The sequence below is a fragment of the Anoxybacillus sp. EFIL genome, from assembly GCF_013096955.1.
Lineage (GTDB): Bacteria > Bacillota > Bacilli > Bacillales > Anoxybacillaceae > Anoxybacillus > Anoxybacillus ayderensis.
This window is the reverse complement of the sequence record NZ_SDLH01000005.1, coordinates 60,170-81,652: the sequence shown is the minus strand read 5'-3', so window position 1 is coordinate 81,652 and position 21,483 is coordinate 60,170. Positions and strand designations below refer to the sequence as shown.

Annotated in this window: 21 protein-coding genes; 8 read left to right on the top strand and 13 right to left on the bottom strand. The window is 42.3% G+C overall.

Features of this window, described 5'->3' with window-relative positions:
• Nucleotides 1-3 precede the first annotated feature (3 nt).
• The 8 genes from ES017_RS09320 to ES017_RS15990 form a co-directional block, all read right to left on the bottom strand.
• Nucleotides 4-735: a YkgJ family cysteine cluster protein gene (locus ES017_RS09320; RefSeq protein WP_021095736.1), complete on the bottom strand. Its 732-nt coding sequence runs from the start codon at nucleotides 733-735 to the stop codon at nucleotides 4-6.
• A 147-nt stretch (nucleotides 736-882) separates the two neighbouring features.
• Nucleotides 883-1,830, bottom strand: coding sequence for a formimidoylglutamase (gene hutG / locus ES017_RS09315; RefSeq protein WP_021095737.1), 948 nt, complete (start codon nucleotides 1,828-1,830; stop codon nucleotides 883-885).
• Entirely contained in the window at nucleotides 1,814-3,076 is a 1,263-nt protein-coding gene (hutI, locus tag ES017_RS09310; RefSeq protein WP_021095738.1) for an imidazolonepropionase, read from the bottom strand. Before hutI ends, hutG begins: the two co-directional genes overlap by 17 nt.
• Nucleotides 3,073-4,728 (bottom strand): urocanate hydratase, encoded by a 1,656-nt coding sequence (gene hutU / locus ES017_RS09305; protein WP_235045455.1) that lies wholly within the window; start codon nucleotides 4,726-4,728, stop codon nucleotides 3,073-3,075. Before hutU ends, hutI begins: the two co-directional genes overlap by 4 nt.
• A 14-nt stretch (nucleotides 4,729-4,742) precedes the next feature.
• Nucleotides 4,743-6,266, bottom strand: a complete 1,524-nt coding sequence (gene hutH, locus ES017_RS09300; protein WP_035063551.1) for a histidine ammonia-lyase — start codon at nucleotides 6,264-6,266, stop codon at nucleotides 4,743-4,745.
• Nucleotides 6,267-6,355: 89 nt separating this feature from the next.
• A complete protein-coding gene (gene hutP / locus ES017_RS09295; RefSeq protein WP_021095741.1) occupies nucleotides 6,356-6,805 on the bottom strand; it encodes a histidine utilization transcription antiterminator HutP in 450 nt (149 codons plus the stop codon).
• Nucleotides 6,806-7,027: 222 nt separating this feature from the next.
• Complete coding sequence (locus ES017_RS09290; protein ID WP_021095742.1) at nucleotides 7,028-7,189, bottom strand: YnfA family protein; 162 nt, start codon at nucleotides 7,187-7,189, stop codon at nucleotides 7,028-7,030.
• A gap of 14 nt (nucleotides 7,190-7,203) precedes the next feature.
• Nucleotides 7,204-7,362, bottom strand: a complete 159-nt coding sequence (locus tag ES017_RS15990; RefSeq protein WP_235045456.1) for a DUF1450 domain-containing protein — start codon at nucleotides 7,360-7,362, stop codon at nucleotides 7,204-7,206.
• Between the two features lie 269 nt (nucleotides 7,363-7,631).
• Here ES017_RS15990 and ES017_RS09280 point away from each other — a divergent pair, with 269 nt between their 5' ends.
• The 6 genes from ES017_RS09280 (at nucleotide 7,632) to ES017_RS09255 (ending at nucleotide 12,834) form a co-directional block, all read left to right on the top strand.
• Entirely contained in the window at nucleotides 7,632-8,360 is a 729-nt protein-coding gene (locus ES017_RS09280; RefSeq protein WP_009362713.1) for an amino acid ABC transporter ATP-binding protein, read from the top strand.
• A gap of 21 nt (nucleotides 8,361-8,381) precedes the next feature.
• Nucleotides 8,382-9,233 (top strand): glutamate ABC transporter substrate-binding protein, encoded by an 852-nt coding sequence (locus ES017_RS09275; RefSeq protein WP_021095743.1) that lies wholly within the window; start codon nucleotides 8,382-8,384, stop codon nucleotides 9,231-9,233.
• Nucleotides 9,234-9,297: 64 nt separating this feature from the next.
• On the top strand, nucleotides 9,298-9,951 hold the full coding sequence (locus ES017_RS09270) for an amino acid ABC transporter permease (protein WP_021095744.1): 654 nt from the start codon (nucleotides 9,298-9,300) through the stop codon (nucleotides 9,949-9,951).
• 14 nt (nucleotides 9,952-9,965) lie between these two features.
• The gene (locus ES017_RS09265) at nucleotides 9,966-10,616 is read left to right on the top strand and encodes an amino acid ABC transporter permease (RefSeq protein ID WP_021095745.1); all 651 of its coding nucleotides are present in this window, start codon (nucleotides 9,966-9,968) and stop codon (nucleotides 10,614-10,616) included.
• A gap of 67 nt (nucleotides 10,617-10,683) precedes the next feature.
• Nucleotides 10,684-11,934 (top strand): sensor histidine kinase, encoded by a 1,251-nt coding sequence (locus ES017_RS09260; protein ID WP_075039074.1) that lies wholly within the window; start codon nucleotides 10,684-10,686, stop codon nucleotides 11,932-11,934.
• A gap of 12 nt (nucleotides 11,935-11,946) precedes the next feature.
• Nucleotides 11,947-12,834 carry a response regulator gene (locus tag ES017_RS09255; RefSeq protein ID WP_021095747.1) on the top strand — a complete coding sequence of 296 codons (888 nt, stop codon included), beginning with the start codon at nucleotides 11,947-11,949 and terminating at the stop codon, nucleotides 12,832-12,834.
• A gap of 41 nt (nucleotides 12,835-12,875) precedes the next feature.
• Here the strand turns inward: ES017_RS09255 and ES017_RS09250 are convergent, their stop codons facing one another.
• Nucleotides 12,876-14,585, bottom strand: a complete 1,710-nt coding sequence (locus ES017_RS09250; RefSeq protein ID WP_042533986.1) for a two-component system sensor histidine kinase NtrB — start codon at nucleotides 14,583-14,585, stop codon at nucleotides 12,876-12,878.
• Nucleotides 14,586-14,728: 143 nt separating this feature from the next.
• Between ES017_RS09250 and ES017_RS09245 the strand changes: the two genes are divergently transcribed.
• Nucleotides 14,729-15,121: a hypothetical protein gene (locus tag ES017_RS09245; protein WP_021094851.1), complete on the top strand. Its 393-nt coding sequence runs from the start codon at nucleotides 14,729-14,731 to the stop codon at nucleotides 15,119-15,121.
• A gap of 26 nt (nucleotides 15,122-15,147) precedes the next feature.
• On the opposite strand, the gene ES017_RS09240 is transcribed toward ES017_RS09245, so the two are convergent.
• The 4 genes from ES017_RS09240 to ES017_RS09225 form a co-directional block, all read right to left on the bottom strand.
• A complete protein-coding gene (locus tag ES017_RS09240; protein WP_021094850.1) occupies nucleotides 15,148-16,293 on the bottom strand; it encodes a mannitol-1-phosphate 5-dehydrogenase in 1,146 nt (381 codons plus the stop codon).
• Between the two features lies 1 nt (nucleotide 16,294).
• On the bottom strand, nucleotides 16,295-16,732 hold the full coding sequence (locus ES017_RS09235; RefSeq protein ID WP_035063189.1) for a PTS mannitol transporter subunit IIA: 438 nt from the start codon (nucleotides 16,730-16,732) through the stop codon (nucleotides 16,295-16,297).
• Nucleotides 16,733-18,808 carry a BglG family transcription antiterminator gene (locus tag ES017_RS09230; RefSeq protein WP_042533984.1) on the bottom strand — a complete coding sequence of 692 codons (2,076 nt, stop codon included), beginning with the start codon at nucleotides 18,806-18,808 and terminating at the stop codon, nucleotides 16,733-16,735.
• 194 nt (nucleotides 18,809-19,002) lie between these two features.
• Nucleotides 19,003-20,403 carry a PTS mannitol transporter subunit IIBC gene (locus ES017_RS09225; protein WP_021094847.1) on the bottom strand — a complete coding sequence of 467 codons (1,401 nt, stop codon included), beginning with the start codon at nucleotides 20,401-20,403 and terminating at the stop codon, nucleotides 19,003-19,005.
• 226 nt (nucleotides 20,404-20,629) lie between these two features.
• On the opposite strand from ES017_RS09225, the gene ES017_RS09220 reads away from it, so the two are divergent.
• A complete protein-coding gene (locus ES017_RS09220; protein ID WP_021094846.1) occupies nucleotides 20,630-21,394 on the top strand; it encodes a CAP domain-containing protein in 765 nt (254 codons plus the stop codon).
• Nucleotides 21,395-21,483 lie beyond the last annotated feature (89 nt).

The window sequence follows — 21,483 nt, the reverse complement described above, 5'->3', positions numbered from 1 at the left end:
CTGTTATTTCTTTTCGTTAATAAAATAACAAAACAAATAGTCCATCGTAAACAAATCGTCTGGATAGTCGATTCCTACATCTTCCCCTTCATAAATGAGCGTTTGAATCAAATCATGAAGCGACTCGATATAAAACTCATATAAAAATTCATAACTAAACGGTTCATTAGGCATATGTGATTCCGCACATACACTCGGTGAACAGTAGTTTACATACGTACGACATGGAATAGGTCGTACATCATAAATGAAACATGTATTTGTTTGGGGATTTAAAAATATACAAGGTAATTGCTCTTTCATATATATTTTCTTAAAATTTCTCTCTTCTGTAAAATCTAACGTTTCTACTCGCTTTATTTGTTCCGCGTAGTGTTGAGTATACCATTGTATATGCTTATATATGCGTTCTTGCTCGTCATTTGGCAGTTTAGCGATATGAGCCATCATCCATCTTGCTTCTGCACGCGTCGTAATAATGGGAAAATAGCAACAGTGTGTACACCCTTTTGTACAAGTTGGGCGAATATTCACTTTGCGCTCAATTGTATGAATATGTTCATCAACAAGCGAAAGCAATTTTTTAAACGCTTGAAACATGAATTCTTTTCCGTTTTCCCCATCATATCGTTCCAACCATTTATCAACCGCATCAACGAACGCTTGTCCGTCGGGCATATGCTTGTCGTTAATTTGCTTACAAATCCGAACAATTTGCTCATATGTTAAAGCCATCTTTGTTCTCCTTTCAGCTTCCTTTCAGTTCAATCATACAAACGTAGCATTTATTTGTCGATCTATTTTGCCCAAAACAAAAATCGTCCTTTTTCTTTTCAGAGAAAATAATAGCACTTTGCGTGCAAATGAAAAGAAAGGGTTCCTCTACACCCTTTCTTTTTTCCCTTTTAAAAACTGTAAAATTATCCATGCCGCTAACCGGCTTGTCATTTGCCGAAAATCAATCGTCGGGTCGATTTCGACAATATCCATTGCCTGCACCTTCTCATAGCGCGCAAGTAGCGAAATAGCGTGCAACAACGTGCGGCTATCCATGCCGCCTGGACCAATCGCTGGACACCCAGGGGCAAACGCTTGGTCGAGCACATCCATATCGACCGATACATACACCGCGTCCACGCCCGATAACATCTGCATACTTTTTTCGATCATCGTTTGTATACCGAGGCGGTACACCTCTTCGATCGTATACATCGTAACCCCGCATTGTTTTCCATACTCCGTATACGCGCGGCTATTCGCAAAGTCGCGCAAGCCAATTTGCACAAGCCGGCTGCCATCGATGACGCCCGCTTCGATTAACCGACGAAATGGCGTACCGTTTGTTGGTCCCCCGTCTTCTAAATTGCGCAAATCATGATGGGCATCAAACTGGATAATGCCAATTGTCCCTTTTTGTTTTTGCCAGCCGCTAACGACTGGATATGTGATGGAGTGATCGCCTCCAAGGACAATCCACATCGACTCGGGCTGTAACGCAACAACTCGCTCGATTGTTTCCGCAATGCGTCTTTGTGACGCAGCAATATCAGTCGGGTGCATTACTATATCGCCATAATCAGTAACCGCAATATCCACTAAATCCATTCCCGATTCGATAGAGTATGTGCTATAAAACGATAGCGCTTGCCGAATGGCCTGTGGGGCGAACGCTGCTCCCGAATGGCTAATCGATGATTTCGAGAGCGGTGCACCAATCAAGCCGATGCTGCTACCATGCTTTCCGTCCCACGAAATGAGCAATTCATTTGCTTTTGTCACATAACGATCTTGAAAATTCGCTTTGCCTGCTTCTTTAAGATGCGGAAACATCGCCTTTTCTCCTTTCGCTCACAACTTTCCCGTCTTTTAGCACCATTCGAACATGGTTAATTCCGTAATGGTATGGCACGTACATATAATTCGGTGCGTCCCAAATGGCGATATCTGCTCTTCTTCCAATCATAATTCGTCCAGCGTCTTGCCCGCGATTGATCGCATATGCCGCATTGACCGTTACCGCATGCCAAATTTCTTCCGGGGTCATCCGTAAATAGAGCGCAGCGAGCGTCATAATGAATTGTAAATTTTCTGTCGGCGAGCTACCTGGGTTAAAATCTGTCGCAAGCGCCACCGCTGCTCCTTCGTCGATCATTTGCCGCGCTTTTGCATACTTTCCTTTTCCTAAGTAGAACGACGTCCCAGGAAGCAGCACTGCTATCGTATTTGCATGAGCAAGCTGCTGAATTCCTGCTTTCGATGCTCCAACAAGATGATCGGCGCTTACCGCTCCAACTTCCACCGCTAACTCCGTCCCACCAAGCGGGTCAATTTCATCGGCATGAATTTTGACGGCAAATCCTTTTTCTTTTGCTTTTTGTAAAAAGGTGCGCGACTGTTCGACAGTAAATACGCCCGTTTCACAAAAAATGTCGACAAAATCGGCAAGCTGTTCTTGTTTAATGACATCTAGCAAATCCACCATTTGTCGTAAAAACCCATCAGGATTGTTTTGATGTTCTGTAGGAATCGCGTGGGCGCCTAAAAACGTTGACACGACATCTACATGATGCGTTTGGTGTAAGCGCTTCGCGACGCGTAATTGTTTCCGTTCTGTTTCCACGTCTAACCCGTATCCGCTTTTCGCTTCGACCGTTGTTACCCCGTAAGAAAGCATGCGGTCCAAATGAACGTGTGCTTTTTCGTACAACTCTTCTTCACTTGCTGCTCGCGTCGCGCGTACAGTCGATAAAATGCCGCCACCTCGCTTTAAAATGTCTAAATACGGAACACCTTGCTGCTTTAGCGAAAGTTCATGTTCGCGCGAACCAGCGAAGACAAGATGGGTATGCGGATCAACAAGACCGGGCGTGACGAGTTTTCCTTCTGCGTCAATGAGATGACTAGCAGAAATGGTTTTTGCTTCTTCATTGCTACCAATCCACGCCACGCGTCCATTTTTTATTCCCACGGCTGCCTGTTCGATCAAAGGGAGCATCTTCATCTGCTCCCCCTTTACCGGTCCGTCCCCTTCCATCGTTAACAGCTGCCCAATATTTACAATCAGCGTATCCATCATATTTCCCCCCTTAGCATTGGGATATGAACGTTCATTTCTTTCGCTACTTCAATTGCTCGTTCATAGCCCGCATCTGCATGGCGGATAATGCCCATGCCAGGGTCGGTCGTTAACACCCGCTCGAGCCGTTCCTTCGCTAAGTCAGTTCCATCGGCAACGACAACCATTCCCGCATGCAGCGAATAGCCCATGCCAACGCCACCACCGTGATGGAACGAAATCCAAGAGCCTCCGGCAGCAGTGTTAATGAGGGCATTGAGCACCGCCCAGTCTCCGACAGCATCGCTTCCGTCTCTCATCGCTTCTGTTTCGCGGTTTGGAGAAGCAACCGAACCGCAATCTAAATGGTCGCGCCCGATGACAATCGGCGCTTTTACTTCGCCTTTGCGTACTAATTCGTTAATCGCTAGCCCCATTTTCACCCGCTCGCCATAACCGAGCCAGCAAATGCGCGCAGGAAGCCCTTGAAACGCCACTTTCTTTTGTGCCATATCAATCCAGCGCAAGAGCGCCTCGTTTTCTGGGAACAGTTCTTTAATTAGTTCATCTGTGCGATAAATATCTTCTGGATCGCCGGATAGCGCTGCCCAACGGAACGGTCCTTTTCCTTCACAAAATAGCGGACGGATATACGCAGGAACAAACCCTGGAAACGCAAAGGCGTTTTCGACTCCTTCGTCTTTAGCGACTTGGCGAATATTGTTGCCGTAGTCAAAAACGATCGCACCGCGTTTTTGGAACTCTAACATAGCTTCTACATGTTTTGCCATGCTTTGTTTTGAACGGCGGACGTATTGTTCTGGATTGTTTTTTCTCAATTCAGCCGCTTCTTCTAACGATAGCCCTTCTGGTACATAGCCGTTTAATGGATCGTGGGCAGACGTTTGGTCGGTCACGATGTCTATATGCACACCGCGTGTTAACAACTCATGGTGCACTTCGGCGGCGTTGCCAACAAGCCCGATCGATAACGCCTCCCCTTTTTCTTTCGCTTCCTGCGCCCAACGAAGCGCTTCGTCGAGCGAATACGTCATCCGGTCGCAATATTTCGTATCCATCCGCTTTTGAATTCGGTTTGGATCGATTTCTACTGCAATGACGATCCCTTCATTCATCGTTACCGCCAGCGGCTGTGCCCCGCCCATACCGCCTAATCCAGCAGTAAGCGTAATCGTTCCTTTTAACGTCCCGCCAAAATGCTGTTTGGCTACCGCAGCAAATGTTTCGTACGTTCCTTGTAAAATGCCTTGAGTGCCGATATAAATCCAGCTTCCCGCTGTCATTTGACCGTACATGATTAATCCTTTTCGGTCGAGCTCATGAAAGTGCTCCCACGTCGCCCATTTCGGTACAAGGACAGAGTTTGACAAAAGTACGCGCGGCGCCCGTTCATGCGTTTTAAACACGCCGACCGGCTTTCCAGATTGAATCAATAACGTTTCATCGTTTTCGAGCGTGCGCAATGTCCGAACGATGGCGTCAAACGCTTCCCAATTTCGCGACGCTTTCCCAATGCCACCATAGACAATTAACTCTTCTGGTTTTTCCGCTACTTCTGGATTTAAGTTGTTGTATAACATGCGTAACGCCGCTTCTTGTTCCCAGCCTTTACATTCGAGTTCTAATCCTTTTTTTGCTTGAATACGTCTCATCCTCATATCCCCTTTCATCTATTAGTTACTGTTTCTATCGTTTGTAGAAAAAAATCCCCTTCCACATCCTTCAGCCATTTTGCCGCTGCCTCGATATCTTTTGCGAAGACGCGGTCTTTTGTAATGGACGGAACGACTTTCCTCGCCGCTTCATAAAACGCGCGCGTCTTTGGTGCCATTTGTTCCACTCCACGATATTCGACGGCCTGCAACGCACAAATGAGTTCAATCGCCAAGACGCGCCGCGCATTTTGAATAATCGCATAGGCATGACGGGAAGCGATCGTTCCCATGCTGACATGGTCTTCTTGATTGGCTGATGACGGAATCGAATCGACACTTGCAGGGTGTGCTAACGTTTTATTTTCCGATACAAGTGACGCGGCCGCATACTGCATAATCATTGCCCCCGATTGTAGCCCAGGTGCTGGACTTAAAAACGGTGGCAAATCGTTTAGTTGCGGATTAACAAGCCGTTCGATGCGTCGTTCCGAAATGTTGGCCAGTTCTGCCACAGCAATTTTCATAAAGTCCATCGCTAAAGCAATCGGCTGTCCGTGGAAGTTCCCGCCAGAAATAACGGTTGCACCGTGATCGAAAATAAGCGGGTTATCAGTGGCGGCGTTGATCTCAATTTCTAGTTTTTCCTTTACATAGTCGAGCGCTTGCCAAGAAGCGCCATGCACTTGCGGGATGCAACGAAGCGAGTAGGCGTCTTGGACACGCAATTCGCCTTGTGTCGTCGTCAGTTTACTTCCAGCTAAATACGAACGGATGCGTTTGGCCACTTCCGTTTGTTGTCGGTAACCGCGCACACGATGCACGCGCTCATCAAATGCATCGATAATGCCGCGCAATCCTTCCATCGTTAACGCCGCGATTAACTCACTTTCATAAGCGAGCTGCTCTGCTTCCAAATAACCGACGACCCCCATTGCTGTCATCGCTTGTGTGCCGTTAATAAGCGCTAATCCTTCTTTTGCTTTTAATGAAAGAGGAGCAATGCCCGCTTGTGTCAACGCAGCGAGCGCAGGCATACGGCGCCCGCGGTAAAACACTTCTCCTTCACCAAGCAATGCAAGCGCTAAATGCGATAGCGGCGCTAAGTCACCGCTCGCTCCGAGAGAACCTTGCTGCGGAACGACTGGATGAATATGCGCATTTAATAAATCAAGCAACCGTTGAATGACGACCGGGCGAACGCCGGAATAACCTTTTAAGAGCGCGTTGGTCCGCAATAAAAGCATCGCACGCGAAACGATTTCTGGAAACGGCTCACCTACCCCACAAGCGTGTGAATGAATTAAATTCCACTGCAACTCTTCTACATCGTCTGCTTCAATAAAAACGTCACTAAACTTTCCAAACCCCGTCGTAATCCCGTATACAATTCGTTTGTTGGCAACGATTTCTTCGACCGCCTGCCGGCTTTTTTTGACTGCATCTATACTGTCCTTCGATGCAATAACTGCTTCATTTTGATACAATACCCGTTTAACCTGCTCTAACGTTAACGTGTGTCCAGTTAAAATGACCACGTTCACACCCCATTCCTTTAATGAAATAAAGAAGGAGGCTACACCACCATTTGGTGGAATAGCCTCCTTCTAAACTAAAGATCTATAGGCTACATATGATTAATTCCTAATCCGATTGTTTCGTGCTCTAACCCACGAATCGGCGCCCCGATTGTTCCGTATAACGCCACGGCAATCCATTCGCCTTCTGCTTCGTTTTCATATGGCATTCCGCGTACAACCGCAAAGCGAAGACCGACCGTTCGCATGAAATCACCTAATTCTACTTGGCCTCTTGTAACCCCTTGCATCGCTTCGACAACGGCGTGATATAAAGCATGCATTTCACGGTACAACTCTCCATTCACGACACCGTTTCGTTTGGCTGCTGTTTCGATGGCGGCTACAATTTTTTGCAGTTCCATGGCTCCAACTTTTCCTTTGCAACAACGCCACCGCAATGTAGCTAAGTGCTCAAGCAGCGCTTGCTCCTCTTCTTCTTCCATCAAAGCAAGCAATATCGCATTGCGGCCAATTCTTCCGCCTGTCTTTTTTAGCAACGTATATCAACACCTATTTTTTAAATTTTCTAAAAAACTAATGATCTATCATCATTGTAAAGGTCCTTTCACGAACTGTCAATTATTTTTTACCACTTTTTAACAAATTAATATAGTGCCTTATTACTAAACTAAAGTTTAACTTCGCGATCTCAATAACATGACACCGGCACCTGTTAAGCAAATCATTCCTTCGAGCCAATCATCTATATCTGGCGTTTTTTATCTACCCGCCATCCCCACAATAATGATAAAACGATAAAAAATCACTCCCCCAACTAATCCGTACCAAACAGGCTTGGATTCACGCAACGAAAGCCAGATTAAATAGCCGCCGCCAATTTCCGCAAGCCCTGCTAAAATGAATAACACCACTGCCATCATCGAACCAAAGCCCCCTACTTCCCACGAAATTCCCACCAGTCTTTCATTAGGCGATGGGTTGCTTCACAAAACAGCTCATCGACTGTATTGCCTTTCACCATTTCTCCATCGATGAGTACAAACGATCCTTTTTTACACGGTTTGCATTTCCCTAAACAACCTTTTCGTTTCACTATTTTTATACGTCCGCTGCAAAAATGTATATGTAACTATTCACCCACATCATAAAGTGAGCTGAATATTTTTTTGCGTTCCTTTTGTTATGGTGCAAACCTCTCTTCGTGATGATAAAAATTATCATTTTCATATTATCGTAAAAAATTACCCCCACGGAAAAATTTTTTCGCTGTTTTCTTGTTGTTTTTTGTAGATTTCCGTAGGTTTATTTTACATTTAATTCAGAAAAGAAAAAATAGTAGAAAAATAGAAAGGAGGGGGCGTATTGATCTATTTTCATCAAGTGAATAAACATTACGGAGACTTTCACGTCTTAAAAGATATTAATCTCACTATCCAACAAGGTGAAGTCGTCGTGATTATCGGGCCGTCCGGTTCTGGAAAAAGTACGTTAGTCCGCTGCATTAACCGCCTAGAAACAATTACAAGCGGCGAACTGATTGTCGATGGCGTGAAAGTAAACGATAAAAACACCGATATTAACAAACTGCGCCGCAATATCGGCATGGTTTTTCAACATTTTAACTTATATCCACATAAAACCGTCTTACAAAATATTACATTAGCACCGATGAAAGTGCTCGGCGTGCCAGAACAAGAAGCGAAAGAAACAGCGATGTATTATTTAGAAAAAGTCGGTATTCCCGATAAGGCGAACGCCTACCCGACAGCACTTTCCGGAGGCCAGCAGCAGCGCGTCGCCATCGCTAGAGGACTAGCGATGAAACCGAAAATTATGTTGTTTGACGAACCGACTTCCGCCCTTGACCCAGAAACGATTGGCGAGGTGCTTGATGTCATGAAAACACTTGCAAGAGAAGGGATGACGATGGTTGTCGTCACCCACGAAATGGGATTTGCGCGGGAAGTCGCTGACCGCATCGTCTTTATGGATCAAGGGAGAATTTTAGAAGAAGCACCACCAGAACAGTTTTTTGCCAATCCGCGTGAAGAACGGGCGCGCCTGTTTCTTAGCCGGATTTTAAATCATTAATTTTAAAGGGGGAAATTTTTCATGTTCAAAACGGTTTGGAAAAAAATGATTGGGCTTGGGCTTGTCGCCATGCTCAGCGCCACTGCCTTAGTCGGCTGCAGCAGCGAAACAACGACAGAAAACAAAACGGACAACAAAAAAGAACAAGCAGCAGAAACGACGTTAGACAAAATTAAAGAACGCGGCAAATTGGTCGTCGGCGTGAAATATGATCTGAACCTTTTCGGCTTAAAAAATCCGCAAACGGGTGAAGTAGAAGGCTTTGATATCGACATCGCGAAAGGATTAGCGAAAAAAATTCTTGGCGATGAAAACAAAATTGAGCTAAAAGAAGTAACATCCAAAACGCGCATTCCGATGCTAAACAACGGCGAAATTGATGCAATTATCGCGACAATGACGATCACCGAAGAGCGGAAAAAAGAAGTTGACTTCTCCGACGTTTATTTTATGGCAGGCCAATCGTTGCTCGTCAAAAAAGACAGCAACATTAACGGGATTGCTGATGTAAACAAAAAAGGCGTGACGGTATTAACGGCAAAAGGCTCGACTTCCGCGCAAAACATTCGGGCAAAAGCACCAGAAGCAACTGTGCTAGAATTTGAAAACTACGCCGAAGCATTTACAGCACTAAAAGCAGGACAAGGCGATGCGCTCACGACAGACAATGCGTTGTTGTTTGGAATGGCAAAACAAGATCCAAACTTCCGCGTCGTCGATGAAACGTTCTCGGAAGAGCCGTATGGAATTGCGGTTCGCAAAGGCGATAAAGAATTATTAGACGTCATTAACGAATACTTAAAAGAAATCAAGGCAAACGGCGAATACGATAAAATTTACGAAAAATGGATTGGCGAAAAGCCAAAACAATAATGACATGACGATGAGCGGAAATATATCCGCTCATCTCTTGTTCATTTGGAAAGGAGGCTACAAGGTGCTTGACTACTCGATTCTGATCGAACATTGGGATATGTATATGCAAGGGTTTTCCAATACATTAAAGGCAAGTGTCCTCGCGTTAATTGGCAGTTTAGCGATCGGAACGGTAATGGCCGTTTTTCGCATCGCGCCCATTCGTCCATTAAACTGGATTGGCGCTGCCTATGTCGAATTTATTCGCAACATCCCGCTCATTTTAATCGTTTTCGTCTTTTTTGTCGGGTTGCCTGCCATCGGCATTCGCTTTGATTCATTCACTGCCGGCACGTTAGGCTTAACTGTTTACACGGCAGCGTTTATTGCCGAAGTCATCCGCGCCGGCATTCTTGCCGTTCCGAAAGGACAAATGGAAGCTGCTCGCTCATCGGGACTAACGTATTTGCAGGCGATGTGGCATGTGATTTTACCACAAGCAGTAAAAATCGTCATCCCGCCAATGGGCAACCAATTTATTAACCTTGTAAAAAACTCATCGGTTCTCGGGGTCATCGCCGGGCTTGATTTGATGTATTTCGGTGACTTAATTTCGTCAGAGACGTTTGTAACATTTGATGTGTATATTTTCGTTGCATTATTTTATTTACTTTTAACAATTCCATTAAGTTTAGGGGTTGGCGCATTAGAACGCCGCCTAGCAAAAAGTCGGTAAAGGTGGAGTGAGAGATGGATTTTGTCGGTGCCTATGCTCCTGCGCATTTGAAGTTTTTATTGGAAGGATTTGTTGTTACTCTTGAAGTTGCCTTTCTCTCCATTTTTTTTAGTTTTCTCATTGGGATTATTATTGGCGTGCTACGGTATAGCCGTATTCCTTTTCTTTCTCCAGTGCTTGCCGTCGGGGTGGAGACGATTCGGAACTTGCCGCTGTTATTAATTATTTTCTTTACGTATTTTGCGCTCCCTGAAGTCGGATTCAAACTTGATAAGTTTTATGCTGCGATTTTAGCGCTTGTCATTTTCGAATCGGCGATGCTATCAGAAATTGTGCGGAGCGGGCTGAATTCAATTGAAAAAGGGCAAATAGAAGCGGCACGCTCATCAGGTCTCACCTATACGCAAACGTTATGGCATATCGTTTTGCCGCAGGCATTGCGCCGCATGGTTCCCCCAATTGTCGGGCAGTTTATTTCGCTTTTGAAAGATACGTCGCTTGCTGTCGTCATCGCCTTGCCAGAATTAATGAACCATGCGCAAATTATTAACGGCCAAAACGTCAACTATGTCATTCCTATTTTCCTATTAGTTGCCGTCATGTACTTTGTCGTCAACTACTCCCTTTCGCTCGTTTCGCGAAGACTTGAGCATAAACATACGTAACAATGAATCTCCGTTTCCTGTATAATAGGAAATGGAGATTATTATTTCCAAGATAAAGGAGATATGTATGCGCGAACGGATGCTACCAATCTTGCTTCTCATCATAGCAACCGCTTTTTTCGGAGAAATGAAAGTGAATCCATTTGGAAGTTCGTTTCGCTTTTCGCTCGGAAGCGCCGTTTTCTTTTTTGGGCTTATTTGGTTTCGCACCGTGCCGGTTGTATGGACTGGTTTGTTCACAGGGCTTTTTATTTCTCTATTTCGGACAAGCATCGACCTACTGATGAACGACAAATCTTTTAGCGATCATTTTCTTTCTCATCTTCCGGCTGCGTGCTATTATCTCGCTTTTGCCCTATTTGTTCACGTGCTTCGACTTCGTAATTATATGGAGCTTCCTATTCATGTTGCGTTGCTCGGGGCAAGCATTGATTTCGCCTCTAATATTATCGAACTGTTTGTCCGTCATCTAATGGGCGAAACGATTGCTGTCACGCATGAAACGATTTTTATGCTGCTTTTGTTCGGAATTTTGCGAAGTTTTTGTGTTGTTGGACTATATAACATTTTGATGATTCAACAAATGCAAACGTTAGGAGAAGCCAGACGACAAGAGCTCGAACGGCTCGTGATGATGAACGCCAGCCTCTATGAAGAAGCGTTTTATTTGCGCAAATCAATGAGCCATATGGAGGACATTACACGCAAAAGCTACGAGCTATACACAATGTTAATGGATGGGAAAAGGATTGAACCGCGCACCGCGCTTTATATCGCAGAACATGTCCACGAAGTAAAAAAAGATTCGCAGCGCATTTTAGCTGGCCTGTCAGAATTAATGAACCAAGAACAGCGCGATTTGCGCCTGTCGATTGCTGAGCTTTGCGGCATGGTCATTCGTGCGAATCAAAAATATGCGGAATTGTTAAAAAAAGAAATTGCTTTTCAATTCACGTGCGATCTCGACTTATCGACTAGGCACGTCTACGCCCTTCTTTCTGTCTTGAATAATTTAGTCGCCAATGCGGTAGAGGCAATCCCCTTATCCGGATGGATTCAGCTTCGCGCTGAACTTGATGACAGCGACCTCGTCTTTACCGTCACTGATTCCGGTCCTGGAATTCCAGAAGACGAGCGCGATTGGGTGTTTGAGCTTGGGTTTACAACCAAATATGATGAACACGGCAACCCATCCACTGGCATCGGGCTAACGCACGCGAAAGAAATTGTTCATAGTTTCAATGGAAATATACGATTAACAACCGACGAAAATGGGCAAACGCAATTTCAAATAAACATTCCTAGCAAACAACTATAAGGGGAGGATGCCATGCGCTTTTTTCTAATTGAAGATGACGCGGTTGTAAGAAAAATGTTAGAGAAAGTGATTCATGAAAGCGGACTTGGGGAAGTCGTGGGGCAAGCGGAGGACGGGCTAGATGTATCAATCGACCAGCTATATGCTGTCGATGTCGTGCTTATCGATTTGCTTATGCCGGGGCTTGATGGCATTCAAACGATGAAAAAGCTGCGCGCGCAAGGGTTTACCGGCCCATTTATCATGATTTCCCAAGTAGAAAATAAAGAAATGATTGGGCAAGCGTATCTTCACGGCATCGATACATATATCCATAAACCGATTAACCGTTACGAAGTCGTCTCGGTTTTAAAACGAGTCGCCGACTACCTTTCTGTCGCTTCATCGCTTGACTCCATCCGCCGCCTATTGCAAACGCTAGAAAAAACGAAACAACCACTCGCCACCCATGAAGCGACGACTGAACAAAAGGCACGACAGCTTCTTCTCATCTTAGGCATCGCTGGCGAAGCGGGGGCAGCCGATTTATTAGCTATTATGCGTTGGCTTTCGGAACAAGAACAACAAGGGCGATCGATTCACGACTTGCCGCCATTGAAAGAGCTATACGCCCAAATGGTGCAACGTGTGTATAAAGAAGAGCAACTTGTGCAAAAAGAAATACGTGCGATGGAACAACGCATCCGCCGCATGGTGCTACAAGCGTTTACACACTTATCGTCACTCGGGTTAGCCGATTACACAAATCCGACATTTGAGCATTTTGCCCCACGCTTGTTTGATTTTGAAGAAATTCGCCTGCGCATGCAAGAGTTAGAAGCTGGGGAAAAAGCAACAAAATGCCGAATTAACGTAAAAAAATTTTTAACTGCCTTCTATATGGAAATAAAAAATATATAGCAAAGGTGCCCGTAACGGACACCTCTTTTTCTTTACTCTTTTTACCGTCGAATGGGTAGCTTAATGACAAACGTCGTTCCTTGTTCCGAGCTGTCGTGAAGCGCAATCGTTCCGCCATGGTTTTCAATAATTCGTTTGACGATCGTTAATCCTAATCCTGTACCTGACGACTTCGTTGTGATAAATGGTTCAAAAATCGTCTCCTGCATATGTGTCGGAATGCCGCTTCCAGAGTCGTACATGTACATGTTGTACGTCTCATCGACATCGGAATATATGCAAATCGTTCCGCCTTCTTCCATCGCTTCGATGCTGTTGTGAAGCAAATTGTATAACACTTGCATCATTTGTTTCGAATCAAGCTGTAACGGCACGCGCTCAAGGCGCACGTGCACGCGTATACGTTTTGCTTCTAATGTTTGTTGAAAAAGAGAAAGAACGTCTTGAACGATCGTTTCGATATACGTTTCTTTCATCACTGGGGCGCTCGGTTTTGCGATCAGAAGCATATCTTCGACAATTGCGTTGATGCGATCAATTTCTTTTAATAAAAGTGGAATATGATATTGTTCGCGATCGCGTTCATGTAAATTTTCGTTCATAAACGCTAAAAAACCGTGAATAACCGCAAGCGGATTGCGAATTTCATGCGCTGCCTTCGCCGCCATTTCCCCCATTAACGCCAACTTTTCCGATTGATGTATTCGCTTCGTTAGTTGTTCCATTTCGGTGATGTCGAGGAAGAAAATCGTTCTACCTATTATTTCACCATATAAATTATGCAAATTCGATTGCGACACTAGAAATATTTTTTCCTCTCCATCTCTTTCATATGATACTTTGACTTGTTGAAACGGATCACAACGAGTCATAATACCCCAAAAATAAGGATTTTTCTCACTTTTCCTTTCTTGTTCAACTAATTGTTTAATTTCTTTCTTATCTAAACCAAGTAATGTAGTTGCAGAGTTATTAATAAAACTGTTCGACTTTGAATTATCGATTGTGATCAGACCAACAGGCAATGAATTGAGTAATTGTTCAATGTATACTTTATCGTCTTCTAATTTCTCATATAGTCGAGAATACTGATGAAAAGTTGAAGAAAGCAGCAACATAATAAATGTATATAAAAATAGACCAAATAATGGATCAAAATAAAATAAAATAGATAATATGAGAGATACTATCATTGTAACAGCATAAATATATACAACCTCTTTTACCGTATTAATTAATACAACAATAAAATTCGCAGATGAATGAAGGGAAAAATATATAGACATAAGTATGGCATTTAAAATAAAGTAGGTAAGGAAACAAAATACATAAGCAAACAAATAACTGGAAGATATATCTCCAACTATCCCTCCAAATACAATGTAAACATAATAAGCGCTACATATCATAATCGTATAGACGGAAAAATTAAATACATGTTTCCACCAAACCATTTTGCGAAAATGAGTAAAATATACAATAAAGCCCCCTAGTATTAAGACGGTTAGTGTATAGTTCAATCCAAAAACAAAAAGTAAAGACAAATAAATGGATGATTCTAATGTAAATGAATTACCGCTAGGTGGCAAACATATTAAATACCGATCTAGCAATGCCACAGCCCCAGCAAACAACAATAACAAAAACCATTCGTTTTGTACGTTCACGTCTGAAAACGGCCATGTATATAAAAATAATGCACATCCAAGCAACGAGATGAGCGTCACATATATCGCAAATAATCGTTTCATTACATTCACCCATGATGTAAAATTGACTCTATCATTCTATTTTAAAACAAAAAAATAAGCAACAAGACAATTTTCTTCATTGTTCTGTTCAGCCCAATTCACGGTGCGATATAATATAAGAAAATAATCAAGGGGTGACAGCGATGATCAAACTTCCTAAAAGTCGATCGAAACAATGGTATGTGGTTAGCATTTTTTTGTTTTTTCTCTTTCTTTGTGCGCTGCTCGCATCTCGTTTATTGCTTAACATGGATATGGACTTTAAGCAACTCGTTGGTTTTGCGATCATATCCCTCATTTTATCATGCATCATCGGAATAGGTGGTTTTTTTGGTAAAACGACGTTTGTTATCATATCTTTTGCTTTTTTCATCATTGGAATGATTTATATGTTGTTTATTTCTGTTACCGATTTGCACGATGGCTGGAGCGATATAACAAGCATCATTTCTTTTCTCACTATTTCATTGTTTGGCGTTGTTATCGGAGTTATTGCCGAAATCATTCGCACTTTTTTGAAAAAGAAACCCAAGTAAAAAGAGCCATCTATAAAGATGGCCCCCTACATATAAAGCATTTGTTTTTTGATTTCGCCCGCAAGCGGATGATCAGACGGGAGCTTCGCATACGTTTCAAGTGCTCCTTCTACTCCGCTTTCTTTTATCGTTTTTTGAAGTTGTACTGCTTCTGCATCCCCTTCATAATCAAATAACAACAATGCTGCGATTCCTTTGGCTAAAGATGTAGGAACTTCTCCAAAGCATTCATAATATTTCATCGCTGGACGAATGAGCCGATCGTTTGGTCCGAGTTTGCGAATTGGCGAACGAGCTACCCGTGTCACTTCATCTGTCATAGAAGGATTGACAAATCGTTGAACAATTTTTTCAATATACGCTTGATGTTCAGCTTCATCCCAACCGTATTGATGAACAAGTACTCGCCCTGATTCACGTAAAGCGTTTGTCACATTCGATAAAATATCACCGTCTGCCATCGCTTGATGGATCGTCTCATATTTTTTACGATATCCTAAATAAGCAACGATCGCATGACCTGTATTCACAGTAAACAATTTTCTTTCGATGTATGGTTGTAAATCATCAACAAAATGGGCTCCAATTATGTGTGGAATATCTCCAATCACTTCTTTCGTTTCAATGACCCATTCAAAAAACGGCTCAACGACAACGGTTAACGGATCGTCGTGACTTTGATTTGGGACGATACGATCGACTGCACAGTTTAAAAATGCACATTTATCTTTTAAAGATGTTTGTTCTTGTTCTGATAAATGTTCCCATACATATTTCTTTAAATGCTCACTACCACCAATCATGTTTTCGCAAGCAATAACATGTATAGGCTGAGAACATACCGTTATTCTTTTTTGCAATCCTTCTGCAATTGTCTGTGAAATAAGCGATAACACATTTGGTCCAACAGCTGTTGTCACTAAGTCAGCACGCGCAATTTGATCGATAATTTCATGTCTTTGATGTTGACTATGCAATGCTGATACATTGCGAACAACTTGTGCTTCTGTCGTCTCTCCCGCGATGATCACTTCATATTGCCCTCTTTGTTGAAGCGCTTGTACAACTTTATCGTTTACATCAACAAACACAACATCGTACCCTGACTGAGATAATAAACTTCCGATAAATCCTCTTCCTATATTTCCTGCTCCAAAATGGACAGCTAACATATTATTCCACCTCATTTAATAGTGCTAAAATCTCATCTTCAGTCGTTGCTTTAATCATTTTTTGAATGTTTTCTTCTTCTGAACATACAATCGCAACTTTTGAAAGAATTTCTAAATGCTCATTATCTTTACCTGCAATACCGATTAAAACTTTGACGATATTTCCTCCTCCAAAATCAACGCCATTCGGCACTTGAACAATGGATAAACCTGCTTGTTTCACAAGTTTTTTTGCTTCTTCCGTGCCGTGCGGAATTGCTACAAAATTCCCCATATATGTTGAAGTTAATGCTTCTCTCTCAAACATTTTGTCGATATAAGACTCCTCTACGTACCCTCGTTCAACTAAAATACGTCCTGCTAATTGAATCGCTTGTTCTTTCGTTTTTACATCTGCATCTAGTACAATATTTTCTTTTGCTAACACTGCCACTGTGATTCACTCCTTATGATGTTGAAGTTGTTCGTAAAAAAACTTTTCTAATTGTGTGCTTAAAAACGCATAAATTTGTTCTTTATTACCTTTTGAAAATAACTCTATACTTTCTTCATCTTTAATAATGAGCGAACTGACATGACTAAGCACTTGCAACATATCGTCTTGCGCATCTTGAGGTGCAAGCAACAACAAAAGACGATTCACTTGCATCGGTTGCTGATCCATACCGACGATCGTTTTTGGTTGTGTTAGTGTATACATCGTAAAAGATGGTCGCAAAACAGCCTCGCTTCGCGCGTGGTACAACGCTAAAGTAGTATTCGGGATTCCTAATCCACCGATTTGCTCCCGTCGCAACAACTCCTTCACGACGATTTCTTTCGTTCGAATGGCTCCATGTCGTTCAAGATGTGTGCAAGCATACATTAATGCATCATTCATGGAATGAGACGATAATTCGAGCAACGAAAAACTGTTTAACAGTTGAACGATTGTCTCACTTACCAAGTGAATCGAACGAATTTTTTCAATCCCTTTTTTCGATGGATTCGTTTTTCGAAAACGCATAGAAAACGTTTTCGTTTTTAAAAATTGTCGAATTGCAACAACTTCCTCTTCCGGCAACATCGGATTCACAAGAAAATATGGTTGCGACGTATGAAGTGGAATCGTTGATACGATCAAATCGTATTCGTGCACATCCATATGTCGAACGTCAAAAAACGACTTTTGTTCAATATAGGAAATATCTGGAATTTCTTGTTTGAGACGTGTAGCTAATATTTTTGCCGTCCCAATTCCGCTTGAACAAATAACGAGTGCACGTAACCCTTTCTTTTCGCGCAATAACGCTGAAGCAAAATGAAGAACTAAGTAGCCAACTTCTTCTTTCGGCACCGTTATATCTGAAAATACATGCTGTACACCTTGTTGCACAATATGAAACAATTCGCTATAGTCCTGCATAATTTTATGAAGCAACGGATTAGTAATGCCCATATGATGTTGTATACGATATAAAGCCGGTTTTAAATGGACGATTAAATCTTCGTACAACGGATAGTCGTCCGTTAAATCAATCCCTATTTTATCGCTCACAAAACGAATGAGCTCTTGCGCTTTCATCGCGATTGCTAAACTCGCCTCTTCTAACATATAGCCACGCCGAGTTCTTAACTTTGCACCCATTAAATGCATCGTGATGTAACCAATTTCTTCTTCGGGAATCACAACATGAAAAACTTCTTCTAATTTTTTTGCGATTTTTTCTGCTGTTTCATATTCTTTCGTTGCACGAATCGCTTGTAAATGTTGGGCATCAAAATGGATAGCCTCTCCTTGCACAATGCGCTCAATGGCTAACGCCAGATGAATAACGAGAGCGATATACGAACTATCGGCAATCGTAAACGGAAGATTTTCTTTCATCGCTTCAATTTGTTGTTCGATCATAAACAATTTTTCTTTATCAACAAGCCCAAGCAACTTCTCTGTTACCGTATTTACTAAATCTGTTGACTTTTTTTGAATAGACTCTTTCATTAAAGAGAGAAATTGTGATTCATCAAAATGATCAAATAACAGTTCGCTCATCATTTTACGTTTTGCTGCTTCGGAGCCACATATTTCGACCCCATATCCCCTTTTTCGAATGAGGGAAAGGCCATGTTTTTCTACCTTTTCTTCCATCTTGTCTAAATCGTTGCTGATCGTGGCGACTGTTACGTTTAAATCATTCGCAAGAGAGACTAACTTCACCGGTTCCCCTGATTCTAATAAAGCAATTAAAATCATCGTTTGCCGCTCTTCAGGTGTATATTCCGTATGTGATAAACGAAATACATGCATTTGTAGCTGTCGCTTTTTTTCTTCTTCTCCGACGATTTGAATACCAACACCTGCTTTTTTTATGAGTTGTAAATCATACGATTCAACAACTTGTTCAACACCTTTTAAATCACGGTGAACCGTTCGTTCGCTTACATCTAATTGCTTCGCGACATCTCCTACTGTAATTCCTTTTGGGTTCGCTAATAAAAGATCTAATATTTTTCTTTCTCTCGCTGATATATACACACACTCACCTCCCATCTAGCAACGATTGTTGACATTTTTTTAAAACATGTTTGCTTTTCAAGAAAAATTTTACCGTCACTTTTCTCGAATAACAACAAATAGAAAGCGCTTTTTCGTCACTTTACATGTTGACATTTTTTAAATGAAGAAGCAAAAAGGTAAGCTGTTCACTTACCTTTTTGTTTGTTTATTCGTTATTCACCTTTTTTTAACATCTCGATTAATTCATCATATTTTGGACTATTTAAGAAATTTTCCACAGATATGTGGTATGCATTTGGTAATTTTTCTTTCGCACGATCTGTTAAATTTTGATGAGTAATAACCACATCTGCATCCGCTGGCAATTGATTAATCGCTGTATTTGTTACTTCAATATCAAGTCCAGCTTTTTGCACTTTGTTTCTCATAATGGAAGCACCCATCGCACTTGATCCCATTCCTGCATCACAAGCAAAAACAATTTTTCTCACTTGTTTTGGCGCCGCAGTGCTTAAAGCTGAAGCCACGCTGCTTTTCTTTCCTTTTAATTGCTGCATTTGTTCTGTCGCTTGTTCTAAATTGCCTTCTTCTTGTTTTGATGTTTTTAAGAAGAATGATGCCACTAAGAAAGAAACGGTAGCAGCAACGATTACACCAGCAAGAACTCCTAAGTAATGACCGCGCGGCGTCATAGCAAGTAGCGCAAAAATACTTCCTGGCGATGGAACTGCAACAAGACCTGCATTAAATAATGTGAATGTAAACACCCCGCTCACACCACCGGCAATTGCAGCTAAGATGAGTACTGGGCGCATTAAAATGTAAGGGAAGTAAATTTCGTGAATTCCTCCGAGGAAATGGATGATCACCGCACCTGGCGCTGATTGTTTTGCCATCCCTTTTCCGAATAACCAATAAGCAAGTAAAATACCAAGACCTGGACCTGGGTTTGTTTCAAGCAAGAATAAAATAGATTTTCCTGTTTTTGCTGCTTGCTCAATACCAAGCGGGCTTAAAATACCATGGTTAATGGCATTGTTTAAAAATAATACTTTTGCTGGTTCAATAAAGATGTTTGCTAAAGGTAACAATTTCGCGTTAACGATTGCTTCTACGCCTGCTGCTAATGTTTTGTTCAATCCTAAAACAACTGGACCAATTCCTTTGAAAGCGACTAATGTGAGTAACCCACCAATAATACCTGCCGAAAAGTTGTTTACTAACATTTCAAAACCTTGTTTGACTTTTCCATGAACAAGTTTGTCAAACTGTTTAATGGCATATCCGCCAAGCGGACCCATGATCATGGCACCTAAAAACATCGGAATGTCTGAACCGACAATAACCCCCATGGTTGCGGTTGCACCGACGACACCACCACGAACGTCATAAATCATTTTTCCCCCTGTATAACCAATTAATAATGGCAATAAATACGTAATCATTGGGCCAACTAATTTAGCGAATGTTTCGTTTGGCAACCAACCTGTCGGGATAAATAATGCAGTAATAATTCCCCACGCAATAAATGCTCCGATGTTTGGCATAATCATTCCGCTTAAATAACTGCCAAATCGTTGCACTTTTACACGAAAACCTGTTTGATTTTCCATGTTTTTTCCTCCTCTTTTTTATTTGGTCTTGCTATAGCTTCATATTAAAGCGCTTACAGGTCACATTCAATGTAAAGTAAATATCATTTTGTCTGTCACAATCTTGTCATTTTTTAAAAACAAAAAGAGGAAAAAACATTTCTCAACCATTCCCATCATTAGTTTGCTTCGTAACGGCAAAAACTAATGATGCATAACGATTAAACTGCCAAGGAGGGATGCACAAATGATAACAAAACTAACGAAATCCATTGTCGCCTTAAGTTTACTTGCCATTGTTGGCTGTAACAACGCAATGGATATGAACAACCGTTCAAACATTTCTGCTTTGCATACGACGCTATCAAGCGATCAATATCCTCATACAAAAGCGATATTGATTCAAGAAGCGCGCTATAAATTTGTTCCGATCGATCCGAAAGACGCTGCAAATGTACGCACACAAATCGAACGATCGTTAACGGAACAACAAAGAATGTATGTGCAACCAAGACCTTACACACCTTCACCAAATGCGTATCAACGTCCAAATCAGGTGACGCCGACACAACCGAACAGACAAACACAACAACCGACTCAGCAGCAACCAAGACAAACAACACCGACGACAAGTATTAGTCAATATGCACAACAAGTCATCGATTTGACAAACAGAGAACGTGCTCGAGCAGGGCTTCCAGCTTTACGTGCTGATGCGCAGCTCAGCTCGGTCGCTCAGAAAAAATCGGAAGATATGCGAAAAAATAATTATTTCTCGCATACAAGCCCAACATACGGCTCTCCTTTTGATATGATGCGCGATTTCGGCGTTTCTTATCGAACAGCTGGGGAAAACATCGCGAAAGGGCAGCGAACACCTCAAGAAGTAGTGAATGCGTGGATGAATAGCGCCGGACACCGAGCCAACATTTTAAATCGGAACTTTACGCATATTGGTGTTGGATTTGACGGAAACGGAAACTATTGGACACAAATGTTTATTGGAAAGTAAAGTCTCCTTCACCACTGTCAAAGGAAATGGCAGTTGAAGCTAAGCAACATCATAAAAAGCCGCCGTCTCCATACGAGGCGGCGGTTCCC

Bases quoted from the DNA above. Each gene is read 5' to 3' on its own strand.
- ES017_RS09320 (WP_021095736.1), bottom strand. From the start codon at position 735: ATGGCTTTAACATATGAGCAAATTGTTCGGATTTGTAAGCAAATTAAC.
- hutG (WP_021095737.1), bottom strand. From the start codon at position 1,830: ATGTTTCCGCATCTTAAAGAAGCAGGCAAAGCGAATTTTCAAGATCGT.
- hutI (WP_021095738.1), bottom strand. From the start codon at position 3,076: ATGATGGATACGCTGATTGTAAATATTGGGCAGCTGTTAACGATGGAA.
- hutU (WP_235045455.1), bottom strand. From the start codon at position 4,728: ATGAGACGTATTCAAGCAAAAAAAGGATTAGAACTCGAATGTAAAGGC.
- ES017_RS09290 (WP_021095742.1), bottom strand. From the start codon at position 7,189: ATGATGGCAGTGGTGTTATTCATTTTAGCAGGGCTTGCGGAAATTGGC.
- ES017_RS09275 (WP_021095743.1), top strand. From the start codon at position 8,382: ATGTTCAAAACGGTTTGGAAAAAAATGATTGGGCTTGGGCTTGTCGCC.
- ES017_RS09265 (WP_021095745.1), top strand. From the start codon at position 9,966: ATGGATTTTGTCGGTGCCTATGCTCCTGCGCATTTGAAGTTTTTATTG.
- ES017_RS09260 (WP_075039074.1), top strand. From the start codon at position 10,684: ATGCGCGAACGGATGCTACCAATCTTGCTTCTCATCATAGCAACCGCT.
- ES017_RS09255 (WP_021095747.1), top strand. From the start codon at position 11,947: ATGCGCTTTTTTCTAATTGAAGATGACGCGGTTGTAAGAAAAATGTTA.
- ES017_RS09250 (WP_042533986.1), bottom strand. From the start codon at position 14,585: ATGAAACGATTATTTGCGATATATGTGACGCTCATCTCGTTGCTTGGA.
- ES017_RS09245 (WP_021094851.1), top strand. From the start codon at position 14,729: ATGATCAAACTTCCTAAAAGTCGATCGAAACAATGGTATGTGGTTAGC.
- ES017_RS09240 (WP_021094850.1), bottom strand. From the start codon at position 16,293: ATGTTAGCTGTCCATTTTGGAGCAGGAAATATAGGAAGAGGATTTATC.
- ES017_RS09225 (WP_021094847.1), bottom strand. From the start codon at position 20,403: ATGGAAAATCAAACAGGTTTTCGTGTAAAAGTGCAACGATTTGGCAGT.
- ES017_RS09220 (WP_021094846.1), top strand. From the start codon at position 20,630: ATGATAACAAAACTAACGAAATCCATTGTCGCCTTAAGTTTACTTGCC.